At 59.1% G+C, this 15861-nt stretch carries 11 protein-coding genes and 1 pseudogene; 2 read left to right on the top strand and 10 right to left on the bottom strand.

What is annotated here, in order from left to right:
• Positions 1 to 80: 80 nt before the first annotated feature.
• Positions 81 to 1232 (bottom strand): lactaldehyde reductase, encoded by a 1152-nt coding sequence (gene fucO, locus ACL2XP_RS04250; RefSeq protein WP_413737318.1) that lies wholly within the window; start codon positions 1230 to 1232, stop codon positions 81 to 83.
• Between the two features lie 520 nt (positions 1233 to 1752).
• On the opposite strand from fucO, the gene treA reads away from it, so the two are divergent.
• Complete coding sequence (gene treA / locus ACL2XP_RS04255; protein WP_413737319.1) at positions 1753 to 3438, top strand: alpha,alpha-trehalase TreA; 1686 nt, start codon at positions 1753 to 1755, stop codon at positions 3436 to 3438.
• Positions 3439 to 3470: 32 nt separating this feature from the next.
• On the opposite strand, the gene ACL2XP_RS04260 is transcribed toward treA, so the two are convergent.
• Genes ACL2XP_RS04260 through ACL2XP_RS04270 form a run of 3 tightly spaced genes read right to left on the bottom strand, consistent with a single transcriptional unit; the run spans position 3471 to position 7663 of the window.
• A complete protein-coding gene (locus ACL2XP_RS04260; RefSeq protein WP_413737320.1) occupies positions 3471 to 4871 on the bottom strand; it encodes an efflux transporter outer membrane subunit in 1401 nt (466 codons plus the stop codon).
• Entirely contained in the window at positions 4868 to 5977 is a 1110-nt protein-coding gene (locus ACL2XP_RS04265; protein ID WP_413737321.1) for an HlyD family secretion protein, read from the bottom strand. The genes ACL2XP_RS04260 and ACL2XP_RS04265 overlap by 4 nt, the downstream gene beginning before the upstream one ends.
• A 36-nt stretch (positions 5978 to 6013) precedes the next feature.
• Entirely contained in the window at positions 6014 to 7663 is a 1650-nt protein-coding gene (locus ACL2XP_RS04270) for an MFS transporter (protein ID WP_413737322.1), read from the bottom strand.
• Positions 7664 to 8045: 382 nt separating this feature from the next.
• Here ACL2XP_RS04270 and ACL2XP_RS04275 point away from each other — a divergent pair, with 382 nt between their 5' ends.
• A complete protein-coding gene (locus tag ACL2XP_RS04275; protein ID WP_413737323.1) occupies positions 8046 to 10202 on the top strand; it encodes an EAL domain-containing protein in 2157 nt (718 codons plus the stop codon).
• Positions 10203 to 10232: 30 nt separating this feature from the next.
• Here the strand turns inward: ACL2XP_RS04275 and ACL2XP_RS04280 are convergent, their stop codons facing one another.
• From ACL2XP_RS04280 to ACL2XP_RS04305, 6 genes and pseudogenes are all read right to left on the bottom strand, one after another.
• Positions 10233 to 10394: a hypothetical protein gene (locus tag ACL2XP_RS04280; RefSeq protein WP_413739313.1), complete on the bottom strand. Its 162-nt coding sequence runs from the start codon at positions 10392 to 10394 to the stop codon at positions 10233 to 10235.
• Between the two features lie 234 nt (positions 10395 to 10628).
• Positions 10629 to 10970, bottom strand: a pseudogene (locus ACL2XP_RS04285) (transposase); the annotation flags it as partial.
• Positions 10971 to 11068: 98 nt separating this feature from the next.
• Positions 11069 to 12205 carry an ROK family protein gene (locus ACL2XP_RS04290; RefSeq protein ID WP_413737324.1) on the bottom strand — a complete coding sequence of 379 codons (1137 nt, stop codon included), beginning with the start codon at positions 12203 to 12205 and terminating at the stop codon, positions 11069 to 11071.
• Between the two features lie 72 nt (positions 12206 to 12277).
• A complete protein-coding gene (locus ACL2XP_RS04295) occupies positions 12278 to 13435 on the bottom strand; it encodes an N-acetylglucosamine-6-phosphate deacetylase (protein ID WP_413737325.1) in 1158 nt (385 codons plus the stop codon).
• Complete coding sequence (locus tag ACL2XP_RS04300) at positions 13428 to 14204, bottom strand: glucosamine-6-phosphate deaminase (RefSeq protein WP_413737326.1); 777 nt, start codon at positions 14202 to 14204, stop codon at positions 13428 to 13430. The genes ACL2XP_RS04295 and ACL2XP_RS04300 overlap by 8 nt, the downstream gene beginning before the upstream one ends.
• Positions 14205 to 14220: 16 nt before the next feature.
• Entirely contained in the window at positions 14221 to 15738 is a 1518-nt protein-coding gene (locus ACL2XP_RS04305) for a sodium:solute symporter family protein (RefSeq protein ID WP_413737327.1), read from the bottom strand.
• Between the last annotated feature and the right edge of the window lie 123 nt (positions 15739 to 15861).

Here is a 15861-nt window from a genome sequence, read left to right on the forward strand (position 1 = left end):
CCCATTCAAAAGGATGCGCCCCGGCGCATCCTTTTACATTCCAGGCGGGGCCGGCTTAATATTGGACGGGTCCGGCGCGCTTAAAAAATCGATCGGTATAATTCCTCGATTTCCGCCAGGTTGGTCTGGCGCGGGTTGCCGCCGGTGCATACGTCGGCAAGGGCCGCCTTGGCCAAGGGCGCGATATCTTCTTGTTTCATGCCCACCTCGCGCAGCGAGGCCGGAATGCCCACATCGCGGCAAAGCTGTTTAACCGCATTGACGGCGGCGGCGCGCGCCGCGGAAATATCCATCGTCGCGGCGTCCTTGACCCCCATGGCCACCGCGATATGGCGAAATTTTTCCCCGGTATGGGCGGCGTTATACTCCATGATGGTCGGCAGCAGGACGGCGTTCGCCACGCCGTGCGGCGTATCGTAAAAGGCGCCCAGCGGATGCGCCATGCCGTGCACCAGCCCCAGCCCGACGTTGGAAAACCCCATGCCGGCCACATATTGCCCCAGCGCCATATCTTCCACCCCCCGGGCCTCGCCCTTCACCGAGGAGCGCAGGGAGCGGGCGATAATTTCAATCGCCTTGATATGGAACATATCGGTCAGTTCCCAGGCGCCCAGGGTGGTATAACCCTCGATGGCGTGGGTCAGCGCATCGATGCCGGTGGCGGCCTTCAGACCGGCGGGCATGCTGGCCATCATATCCGGATCGATTATCGCCACCAGCGGAATGTCGTGGGGGTCGACGCAAACGAACTTGCGGCGGTTTTCCTCATCGGTAATCACATAATTGATGGTGACCTCGGCGGCGGTGCCGGCGGTGGTGGGGACGGCCAGGATCGGCACGCAGGGGTGCTTGGTGGCGGCCACGCCTTCCAGGCTGCGGACATCGGCAAATTCCGGATTATTGATGATGATACCGATAGCCTTGCTGGTATCCTGCGGCGAGCCGCCGCCGATGGCAATCAGGTAGTCCGCTCCGGAGGCTTTAAACGTGGCTACCCCTTTATTGACGATGGCGATGGTGGGGTTGGGCACGACCTGGTCAAAAATCTGGAAGGCCAGGCCGGCGTTTTTAAGCAAATCCGTGACCTTGGTCGCCACTTCAAACCGAATGAGATCGCGGTCGGTCACCACCAGGGCTTTTTTATAGCCTCGCGCCTTAATTTCATCAATTATATGGGTTATGGCGCCCTTACCGAAGTAAGACGTCTCATTAAGGATCATTCTGTTGGCCATAATAAATTACCTTCATCAGAGGAGAATAATTTATATTTTCACCTGGGTTCGGACGCGACAAGGGTTATTACTTGCTCGACTTCACATTAATTGTAATTCACGTACTGCGCCGCCGGCTTAGGATTTCTGGGCGATCTTTGTTTGTATGAATATTGTTATTATTGATAAGCATCCCTACGTGATGTAATTAATATGTAATCCAATAAGCCTGTCTTGGCGCTGACCTAATCCGCGCGTCAGGTCAAGCCCGGCAGGACGTGCGGGAGACAGTGCGCCGCCGGCGCAAAATATCCCTAAAAAATGCCGGGGAATAAGAGCCAAAACCATCCCGAAAAGAAATGTTACGATAATTCCGAATCTGGCCCCACAATAGCCTAACAGGCTAATTTATCCGGTTAAAGTGCCCGTTTGGCTGCTGATTATGTGATGAGTAGCTATAGTTATAAGTCTGCTATGGTTTTTATTGCGGCCGACCCTGGCCAGATTAGCCGGATAGCGTATAAAAAAGGAGAACATACCTATGATTACACGCTCTTTCAGGTGGACCTGGAAACAATTATTAACATTGGGGATGGCGCTGAAAGCCGCCGTGGGGATGCCTTTCCCGCGGGCGAAAGATAAAAAAGGCAATGATATTCCCCTGGGACCGGATCTCCTGCTGGGCCAGCTGTATATCGATGTGCAAACGGCGAAACTGTACCCCGATCAAAAAACCTTTGCCGATGCGGTGCCCAGACGCACCCCGTCCGCCATCGTCGCCGATTATCAGCTGAAAAAGCGGCGGAAAAATTTCAAGCTGCACCACTTTGTGGAAAAAAACTTTATTTTTCCTACCGACCGCGTCAAATATGTGCCGCCCAACGGACAAAGCCTGCGCGAGCATATCAATACCCTGTGGCCGGTGTTGACCCGCAACACGTCCACGGTGCGGCCATTTGATTCGCTGCTGCCGATACCGCAGGATTACGTGGTGCCCGGCGGCCGCTTCCGCGAGGTATATTATTGGGACAGCTATTTCACCATGCTGGGCCTGGCGGAAAGTGACAAATGGGATCTGGTGGTGGGTATGATTGATAATTTCGCCCATGAAATCAACACCTATGGCTGCATTCCCAATGGTAACCGCAGCTATTATCTGAGCCGTTCGCAGCCGCCGTTTTTTACGCTGATGATCGACTTGCTGGCGGACCGCGAGGGCGAAGGCATTTATCTCAAATATCTGCCCCAGCTCAGAAAAGAGTATCAATACTGGATGGAAGGCAGCGACGGTTTGAGCGAAGGCAGCGCCGCGCTGCGTACGGTGCGCCTGGACGACGGCGCGCTGCTTAATCGCTATTGGGACGATTTGGATACGCCGCGCACCGAATCCTATATGGACGATATCGTGACCGCCAGCGAAGCCAAAGACCGGCCGGCGGCGGACGTATACCGCGACCTGCGGGCCGGCGCCGCCTCCGGGTGGGATTTTAGTTCACGCTGGTTCGATAATCCGCTGGAGCTTTCTTCCATCCGCACCACCGGTATTTTGCCGGTGGATCTCAACGCCTTGCTCTATCATATGGAATTGACGCTGTCCAACACCAGCCGGCTGACCAATAATCACGACGCCGCCAGCTACTACAGCCAGCGCGCCGAACGCCGCAAGCAGGCCATCAATTTGCATATGTGGAACGACGAAGCGGGTTATTACGGCGATTATGACTGGCAGCAGAAAAAACTGCGCGACCAGCTCACCGGCGCCACGGTATTTCCACTGTACCTGAAGGTGGCCCCGCAGGATCGCGCCAATCGCACCGCGCAGGCGGTAAGCGAACATTTGCTTAAGCAGGGCGGCATGATCACTACCACCAATGTGACCGGCCAGCAGTGGGACGCCCCCAACGGCTGGGCGCCGCTACAGTGGGTGGCGGTGGAAGGCCTGCGCAATTATGGCATCGACGGCCTGGCGGAAGAAATCGCCACCCGTTTTTTGGGCAACGTGCAGCGGTTGTTCAACAACCAGCATAAGCTGGTGGAAAAATACGCGGTGGAAGGCAGCGGCCTCGGCGGCGGCGGGGGCGGTGAATACCCGCTGCAAGACGGCTTTGGCTGGACCAACGGCGTGACCCTTAAGCTGCTGGATTTATATTGCGATAAAACACCCGAATGCGTGGACGAACCGGCGCTGGTTGAAACCAAGCCGGAGCTGGCCGCCGCCGGCCTCTGACATAGGCGTCGGCAGCCGGCATTTTTCACTCGTTACCGCGCCGGCGTTAACGGGGGGCCATCCACCCGCCAGCCGCCGCCCAGGGAACGGTAAAGATCGATTTGCGCCAGCAGGACGTTGTTCCTCAGCTGTATAACGCCGACCTGCGTAGTGAATAGCGTGCGCTGGGCATCCAGCTCTTCCAGATAGGAGGCATAACCGTTGGCATAACGGTTATGGGCGATACGCAGCGCTTCACGCACCACCTCCTCTTGTTGTTCGGTTTCCTTTAACTGTTCTTGCAGCCGCAAAATGGCGTCCAGGCTGTCGTTCACCTCGCTGAACGCCGAACGCACCGTTTTTTCATAGTTATATAGCGCCTGGTTGCGGGTGGAGGTGCTGATATCCACCTGGGCATTCAGCGCCTGGCGGTTGAGGATGGGCGCCAGTACGCTGCCGCCGATGCTCCACAGCCGGAAAGGGTTATCGATCAATTTTTCCAGCGCGTCATCTTGCAATGTGCCCGCCGCGGTCAGGTTAATGGACGGCAGCAAGCCGGCGCGGGCTGCCGCCAGCGTGGCGTCGGCGGCGATCAGCTGGCGTTCGGCCTGGACGATATCGGGACGCCGGCGCAGCAGTTCGGAAGGCAGCAGGCCGGGCAGCGGCAACGCCCGGGTCGCCATGGCCCCGGTACCGCGTTGGATGCCGCCGGGGTTGGCGCCGAGCAGAATGCTCAGCGCATTTTCCTGTTCGGTGATTTGGTGTTGAAGCGCCGGGATCTGGGCGCGGGCGGTTTGATATTCCGCCTGGGCCTGGACGTATTCCAGCCGCGAAGAGTAGCCGGTTTCGAACTGCCGCCGGGCCAGATCCAGCGAATGTTGCCGCGATTCCAGCGTGGCGCGGGTGAGCGCCAGCCGCTGGTCCAGCCCTTTCAGCGTCAGGTAACCGGACGCCACCGATGAGGCGACCGTCAGCATGGCCGCGGCCGCGGCGGCCTGCTGCGCTTGGTAGGTGGCGCGTGCGGCGGCGGCGGCATCGCTGCGCTGCCCCCAGAGGTCCACATTATAATTGGCCTGCAGGGTGCCCTGGTATACCGTGCTGTGGACCGGCAGCCCGGTGGCCGATGAGAGCGCGCGGGCGCGGCTGCCGTCGACTCCGGCGCTCAGCGAGGGCAGTTGGTCCCCCTGCGCGGCGTTGAGCCGGGCGCGGTACTCCTCCACCCGGGAACGGGCGGTCAGAATATCGGTATTATTGCGCAGCGCCTCCGCCACCAGCGCGGTCAGCACCGGATCGTTGAACGCCCGCCACCAGTCGGCTTCCACCGGCGCCGACGGCCCCACGCCGCTGCGCCACGCCGGCGGGATGGGCAAATGCGCCCGGGCCAGCGGCTCATGGGGGGTATGGCAACCGGCCAGGGCCAGGGTAAGGGATAATGCCGCCAGGGATCGCTTCACTGCGCCGCTCCCTGGCGGCGTTCGCCGCCGGCGGTATTGATGCCGACTTCCACCGACATCCCCGGGCGCAGCCGTCGGAAGTACTGGCCGTCGTCATGGATTTTGATACGTACCGGGATACGCTGGGCGATTTTAACAAAATTGCCGGTGGCGTTATCGGCGGAGATGGCGCTGAACTCGGAGCCGGCGGCCGGGGAAATATTTTCCACCGTACCGTTAAGCTCGGCGCGATCCAGGGCATCCACCCGGATCGTGACCGGTTGCCCCAGTTGGATCTGGGCCATTTGCGTCTCTTTTAAATTGGCGATCACCCACATGGCGTCCGGCACCAGCGCGGTGAGATGGGTGCCGGCATTCACATAGGCTCCCTGCCTGACCGAAATCTGCCCCAGCTGTCCGTCGCGCGGAGCTACGATGCTGGTGTTGGACAAATCGATCTGCGCCAGTTCCAGCGCCGCCTGGGAACTGGCGACATCCGCCTCCAGCGAGGCCCGGTTCACGATGACCGTTTGCAAATCCTGGCGGGACATTTCCAGCGCCGCCGCCGCCTGGGCAATATCGGCTTTCGCCTGGCTGTAGCTGGCGCGCGAGGCGTCCCGTTCCCGGATGGACAGCGACCCGTCCGATACCAGGTCCTCAACGCGGCGTAAATCCAGCCGGGCCTTTTCCGCCTGGGCCTGGGCGTTGGTCACCGCCGCCTGATTGCGGACAATCGCCGCTTCGGTGCTGCGCCGCTGCTGGATATTATTGGCCAGGGCCGCCTTTTTCATATCCAGCTGCGCCATGGCCTGATGGACGCGCTGTTTATAGATGCGCTTATCAATGGTCATTAATACGTCGCCTTTGTGCACCCAGGCAAAATCCTGCACATAAACCCCGGTAATATAGCCGCTGAGCTGCGGACTGATCACGGTAACCTGGCCGCGTACATAGGCGTTATCGGTGGTCTGCACTTGGCGGGTGAACGGCGGCAGCTGCCAGGCATACAAAATAACCAATACGCCGACGATGGCGATGGCCACCGCCACCAGGGTGGTCAGGATACGGGTATAGCTGCTTTTTTCCTTTTCCGGCTCCGTGGCCGGTCCGGCGGACTGCTGACTCATTGTTGCTCCGTTATTGGTATTAACCGATCCCAGTGTTTAATTATCCCCGGCGGCCAGGGACTGTTTTTGCCGGCGCCTGGCCTGCATGCGCAGCCGGAACAGGCGCCATAAGATCCAGGCCAGGGTCGCCAACGCGATGGACGCGGTCAGCATATAGACATCATTATACGCCAGGGTATTGGCTTCGCGGGTGGCAACGGCCTGTAGCTGGGCCAGCCCCTGCGCGCCCAGCAAATCGGGGTCGTTGAGCACCCCGGCGTATCCGGCGCTATAGCTGCTGACCCGCTCGGCCACCAGGGGGTTTTGCAAGGTCAGTTGCTCGGCGATTTGGCTGGAATGGAATTTTTCGCGCACCACCTGGAACGTGCCGAGCAGGGCGGAGCCCATCAGGCCGCCGAGGTTTTGGCTCATGCCGAACAGCACCGAAAAACTGACCAGGTTGCGGGGATCGGCCACCACGCTGCCGATGCCCGCCAGCATCGCCGGCGCCAGAAAAAAGGCGCTGCTGAAACCGAGCAGGAATTGGCTGAAATATAAATTATCCGGCCGCGTCAGGCTATTGGACTGCGCATCCATTAACGAGGCGAACGTCATGAGCACCAAAGAGATAATAATCGGCTGGCTGAGCTTTTTCGGATTAATGGTGAGCGCGCTGGTGGCGATGCCGGCGATTATGCCCAACATAATGGCCAGCGATAACCCATACATCTGATCGTTAAGCAGGCCGAGTTGTTGCAGATAACCGATGGCGCCGGTATTTTGCTCGGCCAGCACGATGCGGATCAATAACATGATCAGCCCCAGCCGCACGATGCTGCCGCTGCTAAGCCAGCGGGTATTGAGCAGGGGATTGCCGCGCCGCCGTTCCAGCATAAAGGCGCTGACGATCAGCACCAGGGCAACGGCCAGCGACACGCCGATCCAGGGGGCGGATAACCACCAGTCGAGCCGGCCCAGCGAGAGGACCGCGCACACCAGCGCCATGCCCGGCGCCAGCAAAATAAAGGTCAGGAAATCTTTTTTCTCGAATACCTTGATGCGATCGCTGGGGGGAAGTTTCAGCAGCAGTACGCCGGCCAGCGACAGCAGGGCCAATCCCAGCTCGAATATATACAGCCCCCGCCACTCGTTAAGCGCCAGCAGTTCCGAGGAAAATAAGCGCGCCAGCGGAATCGCTACCTGCGAGGCCCCGATGCCGATGGTCAACGCCTTGAGCCGGTGCTTGGCCGGAAAGGCCTGGATCTGATAATAAATCGACAGCGAGCTCAGGGCCGCGCCGACCATGCCGTGCGCGGCGCGCACCATTAACGCGGAGTTCAGATCGTTGACGAACAGATGAAAAAAGGCCACCAGCACATAGAGCACCAGGAACCCTTCGGTGAATACCCGCAGGCCGTATTGCTGGCGGAATTTAACCAGCAGCAAATTAATCGACACATTGGTCATGATATACACGGCGGGCAGCCAGGCAATTTCGTTGGAATACGCGCCGAACGTACCTTGCAGGTTGGTCAGGTTGGCGGTGACCAGCGCATTGCCCAGCCCGCCGGTGATCGATACCAGCACCCCGACCACGCCATACGCCACGCGCTTGGGCAGCGGATGAATCGGGGTGGAGGGTGAACCCGGGATCGCCGGCTTCTCATGGGGCAGCCATTCCCTGGGCGCGTAAGGATCTTTTTTCATCGGTGCCCTCCCATCGCCCCGCTGCGGATGTTGGCCAATATCAGGCGTTATTAATCGTTAGCTATCAAATTAAAACTACCATGACCTATTCTTGCTTGCCTAGCCCGCCGTTATTTTTTATTGGCGCCGGCGGGCCGCCCGCCCGGATACGATTGACCCGACGAATCTTCGTCTGGTTTTTTCCGCGCTGGCTATACTTGCACTGTAATGCGCCAAAAAAAAACGGGCAACATAGGGTAAACTGCCGATAAGGCATTAACAGCTTAGTACAGCGATGGGCGTTGCAGACTAAAAGCGCCTGTCCCAGGGTAATATATCTGTACATCGGCACCATCTTTTACACCTTTGGTCATTAGCGTAGCGGTACTTTTAAGAGGCACATATGATTCATTTGCCGTTGGGTATGGATGAAGAGAAGCGCTTGGCCGTGTTGGCCGAATATGGCATTCATTCAACATTGACCGAAATGGGTTTTAACCGTTTAATTCATCTCACCGCCAATATCTTTAATGTACCCATCGTGCTGATTTCCCTGATCGAGGCCGAACGGCAGCTGTTCGCCGCCAGCATGGGGATTTCCACCTGCGAAACCCCGCGGGATATCTCTTTTTGCGCCCACGCCATACAACGCAGCGATATTTTAGTGATTCCGGATACCCATAAGGACCCCTTGTTCAAGGACAATCCGCTGGTGACCGGCGAGCCGTTTATCCGTTTTTACGCCGGCATCCCGCTGCGTACCCTGGAAGGGCATGCGCTGGGCACCTTGTGCATTATCGATCGCGTGGCGCGTCCGCCCCTTTCCGCCGGCGATAAGCAGAATATGTACGATCTGGCGGCGCTGGTCATGGATCGTCTTGAAATGCGGCGCCTTGAACGCGCGCGCGCGGCCAGCCAGTTCCGCTTTGAAAATATCGCCCAAACGTCCCCCGACGCCATTATTTGCGCCGATGACATCGGCACCATTACCTTTTGGAATTCGGCGGCGCGAAAATTACTGGGCTATGAAAGCGATGAGATTATCGGACAACCGATCAACCGGCTGGTACCGGACGGACTGATTGCCCGTCTGCGCCGGCTGGCCAGCGATCGCGAAGCGCTCCAGCACGGCGGGACGCTGGAATTAAAAGTGCGCGCGGCGGACGGCAACTGGATACCGGTGGAGCTTTCCGCCTCCATGTGGGTAGACCACGACCATATCAGCTTCGGAGCCATACTGCGGGATATTACCGAACGGCGGCGCAACGAGGAGCGGTTGTTCCAACTGGCGCATATGGACCATCTCACCGGTCTGGCCAATCGCACCCTGCTGGCATCCAGCCTGGAGCAAACGCTGCGGGATGAGGACGCCGCTATCGTGATGCTGGTGGATCTCGATGGCTTCAAGGATGTCAACGACAACCTGGGGCACGCCGGCGGCGATGCGGTGCTGGTGGACGTCGGTTTTAAACTGCAAAACTGCGTACGCTCCGGCGATGTGGTGGCGCGCATGGGCGGCGATGAATTCGCCCTGTTGCTGCCCGGCCTGTCCGATGCGCAGCGGGCGGCGGAAATCGCCGATCGGATCATCGACGACATTTCAAAGATCGTCACTATTGAAGGCCAGCCGGTGAATATCGGCGCCAGCGTGGGCATCGTGTTATATCCCATTCACGGCCTGACCAACCAGGAACTGCTCACCAATGCGGATCTGGCGTTATACCAGGCCAAAGCCGAAGGACGCCATTGCCGCCGCTTCTTTACCCGTGAACTGCGCGAGCTTTCGTTAGCCAAACGCTCCTATCAGGGGGAGCTGGGACGGGCCTACGGCGAAGAGGAGTTCGAGCTGTTTTATCAGCCCCAGGTCAGGTTGGCCGATAATGTCATTGTCGGGGCCGAGGCCTTGCTGCGCTGGCGCCACCCAGTCAAGGGCCTGCTGGGGCCGGCGGCGTTCCTGCCGGCGCTGGAGTCCGGCCCCTGGGCCGAGCGCGTCGGCGAATGGGTGGTATTGACCGCCTGTCGCCAGGCGGCCGCCTGGCGCGCCCAGGGCATCAAGGATTTCCGTATCGGCGTAAATCTGTTTAGCGCCCAGTTCCGCACCGGTACGCTTGCCCAGCAGGTCCGCTCGGTTCTGGCGGAAACCGGGCTCAGCCCGCAGGCCCTGGAGCTGGAAATTACGGAAAATATCATCCTGCGCCAGGACGAGAATATGCTGCGGCCCCTGCGGGAACTGCGCGCCGACGGCGTCGGCATCGCTTTTGACGACTACGGCACCGGTTATGCTTCGCTCAGCATGCTCAAACACTACCCGGTCACCCGGCTGAAGGTCGACCAAACCTTTGTCCGCGCCATGGTGGATTCCCCCCCGGATGCGGCAATCGTAAGGGCCATTTTGTATCTGGGCAGCAGCTTCAAAATGCAAGTGATCGCCGAAGGCGTCGAAACCCTGGAGCAATGCGAGCGTTTAAAGAAAAAAGGGTGCCTGGAAGCCCAGGGCTTTTTATTCGGCAAACCGATGCCGGCTCGGGAGTTCGCCCTGCGTCTGGGTCTGGCGCCTTAGCCAGCCGGTATTAATGGCTTAATTCCGGCGCTAACGCTTAATGGAAAGATCCAATGCCGCCGGGATGATCGGGCCGGTGGGCATGTCGGCAAGCGGTGGACGAATAATGTCGCTCTCTTTTTTTAACGCGAAGATTAATGTCAGCATTGAAAAATAGCGTTGCAGGGAGAGATTATCGCCCCCGGTATTCATTGAATCACCGGTGCCCGGCTCCCGAACGCAGTTTATTAACCGCAGGGTTTCGGATAAGGAAATACCGTATTGCATAAAAGTATGGCAAGTGGCGCAGGGCGCAAACGGGCGTTCAGCGCCATTGCCCGCGGAATTGGCTTTAAGCGCGTGATTATTGCCGGTTAGCGGGCGCCGTATCGCCGGGGGGGGAGGGGCGCCTGGCACGGGCGAGGGGGCATTGCCGTTGACGTGATTGGAAAACTTGCGCTGCCAGGAAAACAGCGTACGCTTTGAAATACCGTATTGCTGGGCCACTTTGAGGACTGAATTATGCGGCTTAAGGCATTCCTGTAAATAAAAATTACGTTGGTCGGGGCTAAAGCGTAAATGCGGTTTTACTCGCCTGGCCATAGGCGTTGTGAGGGCATTCTCTTGTGAGTTGCCTGGTTTAAGGCCGCAAATGATTTTTGCATCTGGTAAATTATTTATTGCCGCGATCGGATTTTGAGATAAATGGGTACTGCGATTATTCTCATTTTCTTTATTATTGATATCATACTGAATACTGCTGTTAATAATTTTCCGGGTATTAATCATTATTTCCTCCAGGGTAAACGTTGCCGCGCAGGGCACTCTAAACCGAAAGATGCGCGGTAATTTACCCTACCATATCCAAACGCCGCTTATATCCCCGGCTATAAGTCAATTTGTTCATAGCGCTGAATCATGGCCAGGGCCAGGCCGTGGGCCGGATCGTAGCTGCGGGCGAGAAAGCGGATTTGCGTATGGCTGTAGGCGAAAGAGAGCGTGTGGCGGCGCGCCACCGCCAGCACTTGCTCGGTAAACAACGGCGAAACATTATAGGCGCAGTCAATCAGCAAGGTTCTGGGATTGACCAGATGGATAATCTGGCTCAGCGCCTTGCCCAGCCATTCCCCCGCCCGGGCGATCACCTGGTCCGCCAACTGCGGGGCCTGCCCGCGGTTGTCCCACTGCAAACCCGGCTGTAGCCGATCAAGCTGCGCATTGATGGCGGAAAGGCCAATCAGCGACTCCAGGCAGCCGCGCTGGCCGCAGGAGCATACCGGCCCATCGGGCGACACATTCAGATGCCCCACTTCGCCCGCGGTCCAACTGCCGCCATAATATACGCCGTGCCCGGTAAGCAGGGTGCCGCCGATGCCTTCGGCAATCCGCAGATAAAACGAGGGTTCATGGGCGGGCGATGCGGGTTGCTGCTGGCGCGAAACCAGCGCCGCCGCCTTGACGATATTCATTATGCCCACCGGCAGCGGCACGCCGGCGCGCAGCGCCGCCAGCAAATCCACCTGCTGCCAGCCGAGATGGGATGACACGTGCATAAAACCCGCCGCCGGGTCGATAATGCCCGGAAATCCCACGCCGATGCCGATAAGCTCAGGATAGCGGCGGTACATCCAGGCGCAAATCCGGCCGATTTCCGCCAGTACCGGCCCGGGTTCGGCGGTATCGATGGCCAGGGTTTTCTCTTCCAGCAGATCGGAGAAATAGTTATACACCGCCCAGTGTAATTGCTGGCGTTCGACCATGATGCCCGCCGCCTTCATTTTATCGGGCTGTAGCGCGATGTGGATTTTGGGGCGGCCGCTGGTGGTGGATTGGGCCACGCCGACTTCGGTGACATAACCCTGGGCAATAAAATCATCGATGATCAGCGAAATCGTATTTTTGCTTAATGAAAGGGCGCGGGAAATATCCAGACGCGAGCTGATCCGCTGCCGTCGCAAAAAAGACAACACGTGCTTTTCGTTATACTGACGCAATAGCGCGGGACCCTTTCCTGGCTCTTTCATGTGCTGGTTTACCATGGCTATTGGCTATAAATCACCAGGCATTATGGCATAACCCGGGCGGTCCGGAACACCCTATTCATCCCGCCAAACGCACGCCCCCCCCTGATAGGCGGCCAGCACCGTCAATTCACCCCGCGGGTCTTCCCCGAGGGCCACCGCATTAAGCGGGGCGCCCACCGCCAGCCCAAACCGCGTCGGCATGCCGAGCAGCGCGGAAGGGCGCACCGACGCCATATCCCAGGCCTCGCCGCGGGTAGCCAATCCCTGGCGCACCAGGCTGTTGACGCCGTACAACAGCGAGCGCGCCGACCCCGCCAGCAGTTGCGGGTTATTGGCCAGCGACAGCCGTCCCCCTGCGCTGAGTATCACTTCGCCGCCGATATGCAGGTGGTAGCGTCCCGGCGGCATGCCGGCCAGGCTGGTGGCGTCGCTCACCAGAAAAGCGCGGTCCCGCTTAACCCGCATAAACACCTGTAATACCGAACGGGGCAGATGCTCGCCGTCGCCAATCATCGCGCACCACAGCGAGTCCTGCGCCAACTGCTCCCAAATATAATTGGGATGCCTGGGCAGCAGTAAATGCGCCCCATTGCCCAAATGGGTCGACATGGATGCCCCGGCGTCCACCGCCGCGGCGATCTGGTCCGCATCCGCGGCCGTATGGCCGAGGGAGACGATGACCCGCGCCTGCACGCAGCGGCGGATAAACGCCGCGGCGTCCGGCCATTCCGGCGACAGGGTCAGCAGGCGGATTTTGCCCTCGGCCGCCTGCTGCCAGCGCTGGAAGAGCGCCCAGTCCGGCGCTTTGACAAAGGCTTTATCATGCGCCCCGCGCGGCCCGTCCGCGGGGGAAATAAACGGGCCTTCCAGGTGCACGCCGGGCACGCTCGCCCCCACCGCCGCAAATCGGCGGCAGGCGCCGGTAATCGCCCCCACCATCTGTTCGATTTCGCGGTCGCTGTTGGTGATAACCGTAGGCAGAAAGGTGGTTACCCCCTGGCGCCATAACCGCCGGGTCACTTCCAGCACCGCCTGCTCCTCGATGGGGAAGCGGTTAAAATCGAAACCCGCATAACCATTAACCTGCAAATCCACCAGCCCGGGGGCGATAATCGGTAGCGTATCGTCCTGGGGCAGCGGCCTGATGCGGCAAATTACGCCGTCCTCGGCCTGGATTTCCACGGCGGTTAAATCCCGGTAATCCCTGCCCCGTATGCAAACCTTATCCATGGGTGGATTCTCCGTAGGCGTCCGCGTCGGTATAGAGGGTGCAGGCGGGATGGGTACGCAGCACGGTCGCCGGGCAGGCGACGGATATCGGCTGTTCCAGCATGGCGCGCACCGCCGCATGTTTATTGCGCCCCGGCACCATGCAAAACAGGCGTCCGGCCGCCATCAGGGTGGGGATGGTCAGCGTGACCGCATGGGTGGGCACGTCCTCCAGGGCGGCGAAGCAGCCGTCGTTGACTTGCTGCTGGCGGCAAACCGGGTCCAATTCAACCCGCTTGATCGTCTCGGGGTCCCGAAAATCAGCCACCGGGGGATCGTTAAAGGCCAGGTGGCCGTTTTCGCCGACGCCCAGGCAGACCATATCAATCGGCGCCTGCCCCAGCAGCCCGGCATAGCGGCGGCAAATTTGCCGTTCGCTGCCCTGGGCGGGGATCAAATGCACTTCGCCGGGCCGCACCCGATCGAATAAATGCTCTTTGAGGTAGTGGCTGAAACGCTGCGCCGAGTCCGGCGGCAGGCCCAGATACTCATCCATATGGAAAGCGACGACCCGCGACCAGTCAATATCTTCCGCGTCCGCCAGGGCCGCCAGAAATTCATTTTGCGACGGGGCGGCGGCAAAAATGATTCTGACGCGCTCCTGGCGAGCCAGGCATTGGCGCAGATGTCCGGCCGCGTCCGCGGCGGCATGATTGCCAAGCGTTAGCCGGTCGGCGAATACCGCGATTTGTAACTGCTCGCACCGGCGGGTCAGTAGGGGAGATAACATAAACAGCTCCTTTGGCTTATTTTGATTCCGTTTCAGGCCGGCCGATCGCGGGGCCGGCGTGCGGGTCTTGATCCTGGTTCAACGCCGCCAGCAGGGTTTCCACCTGCGGGCTGACCGGACTGCGCCGGCACATCCCACCCAGGGTATAAACCACTAACGACGACAGGACCGGAATGGCGACAATTTGGGTGGTGCTCATGCCCGGCACCACGAATTTTACCGCGAAGAATGCCACGATCCCCACCGCCCAGGAGCCGATCGCCGCCGCCGGGCCGCATTTTCTAAACCAGGGCAGCAGGCCTAGCAGCATGGGAATGGAAATCGGGCCCACCAGTCCGCCGAACCAAACGATCAACAGGGTCAGCACCCCGCCGAACCGGCCGGCATTCACCGCAATCAGCAGCGTGGTCAGGATGAAAACCACTACCGTGACCCGGGCCACCACCAGGGAGGATTGGCCGTTGCCGAAACGCCGGGGAAACAGGATGGGCAGGATATCGCGCGTGACCACGGCGGTAATGGCGTTGGAGTCCGAAGACGTCATCGACAGGGTATGGGTGAACATGGCCACCAGCACCAGGCCAATCAAACCGTTGGGCAATAAATGCATCGCCATGATGGAATAGGATTGGGATGGATCGGTAATGGCGGGAAACAGCACCGGCGCGGCCCACATGGGATAAAACAGCACCAGCGGCCAGACCAGGTAGAGGATCGAGGACAGCAGCGCGGCCTTATGGGCGTCCTTGCCGCGCGGCGAGGCGATAAAACGCTGTGCCAGGTTCCAGGTGCCGCCGTTGTAACTCAGGGTGTAAATCACGAAATAGGCCAGCATAAAGCCCAGGGTATAGGGTTCGCGGATAATTTGCGTATGGGCCGGCGGTAATTTATCCCAGACGGTCAGCAATTCGTGCAGCCCGCCCAATTGGGTCGCCACCGCCGCCACCATCACGATGGCCGCGATAAACTGCACGACAAATTGGCCGAAATCATTGCAGGCGTCGGCCCACAGGCCGCCCATCACGGTATAAAACAGGCACAGGGCGCCGGAGATGGCGATGCCGATGGTCGGGTCCAGGCCGGTAAATACATTGATGATGATGGCGATGGCCGCCCATTTGGCGCCGACGTCGAAGGTTTTCAGCAGGACGCCGCTCCAGGCCAGCAATTGCTGGGTCGGGACATTGTAGCGGGTGGCCAGGTACTCCATCGGCGACTCGATATGCATATGAATGCGCAGACGCGCCCAGCGCGGGGCGAAAATAAATGAACCGAGGAACACCGCAATGGAAATAGGCAATGCCCACCAGAAATAGATGGTGATGCCGTAGGTGTAGGCCACCGCGGCATAGGCGACAAACACCGCGGCGCTGTAACCCGACATATGATGGGAAATCCCGGACAGCCACCAGGGCATTTTACCGCCGGCGGCAAAAAAATCTTTGGTACTGCCCACTTTACGCATCGCCCAAAGCGTAATTACCACAATCATCAACGCATACAGCGCCATGACCCCATAGTCTATGCCATTCATAATACGCTCCGGTAGTTCGTCTGATTAAGGCCATCCGCCCGTATATGTCCTAAATTAGGATTAATTAGTTAAATATTTTTTTACATTCCATAAAAACCGCAATTCAATTAGTCCTAACTAATG

It is taken from the genome of Sodalis sp. RH21 (assembly GCF_047324175.1).
Taxonomy (GTDB): domain Bacteria; phylum Pseudomonadota; class Gammaproteobacteria; order Enterobacterales; family Enterobacteriaceae; genus Acerihabitans.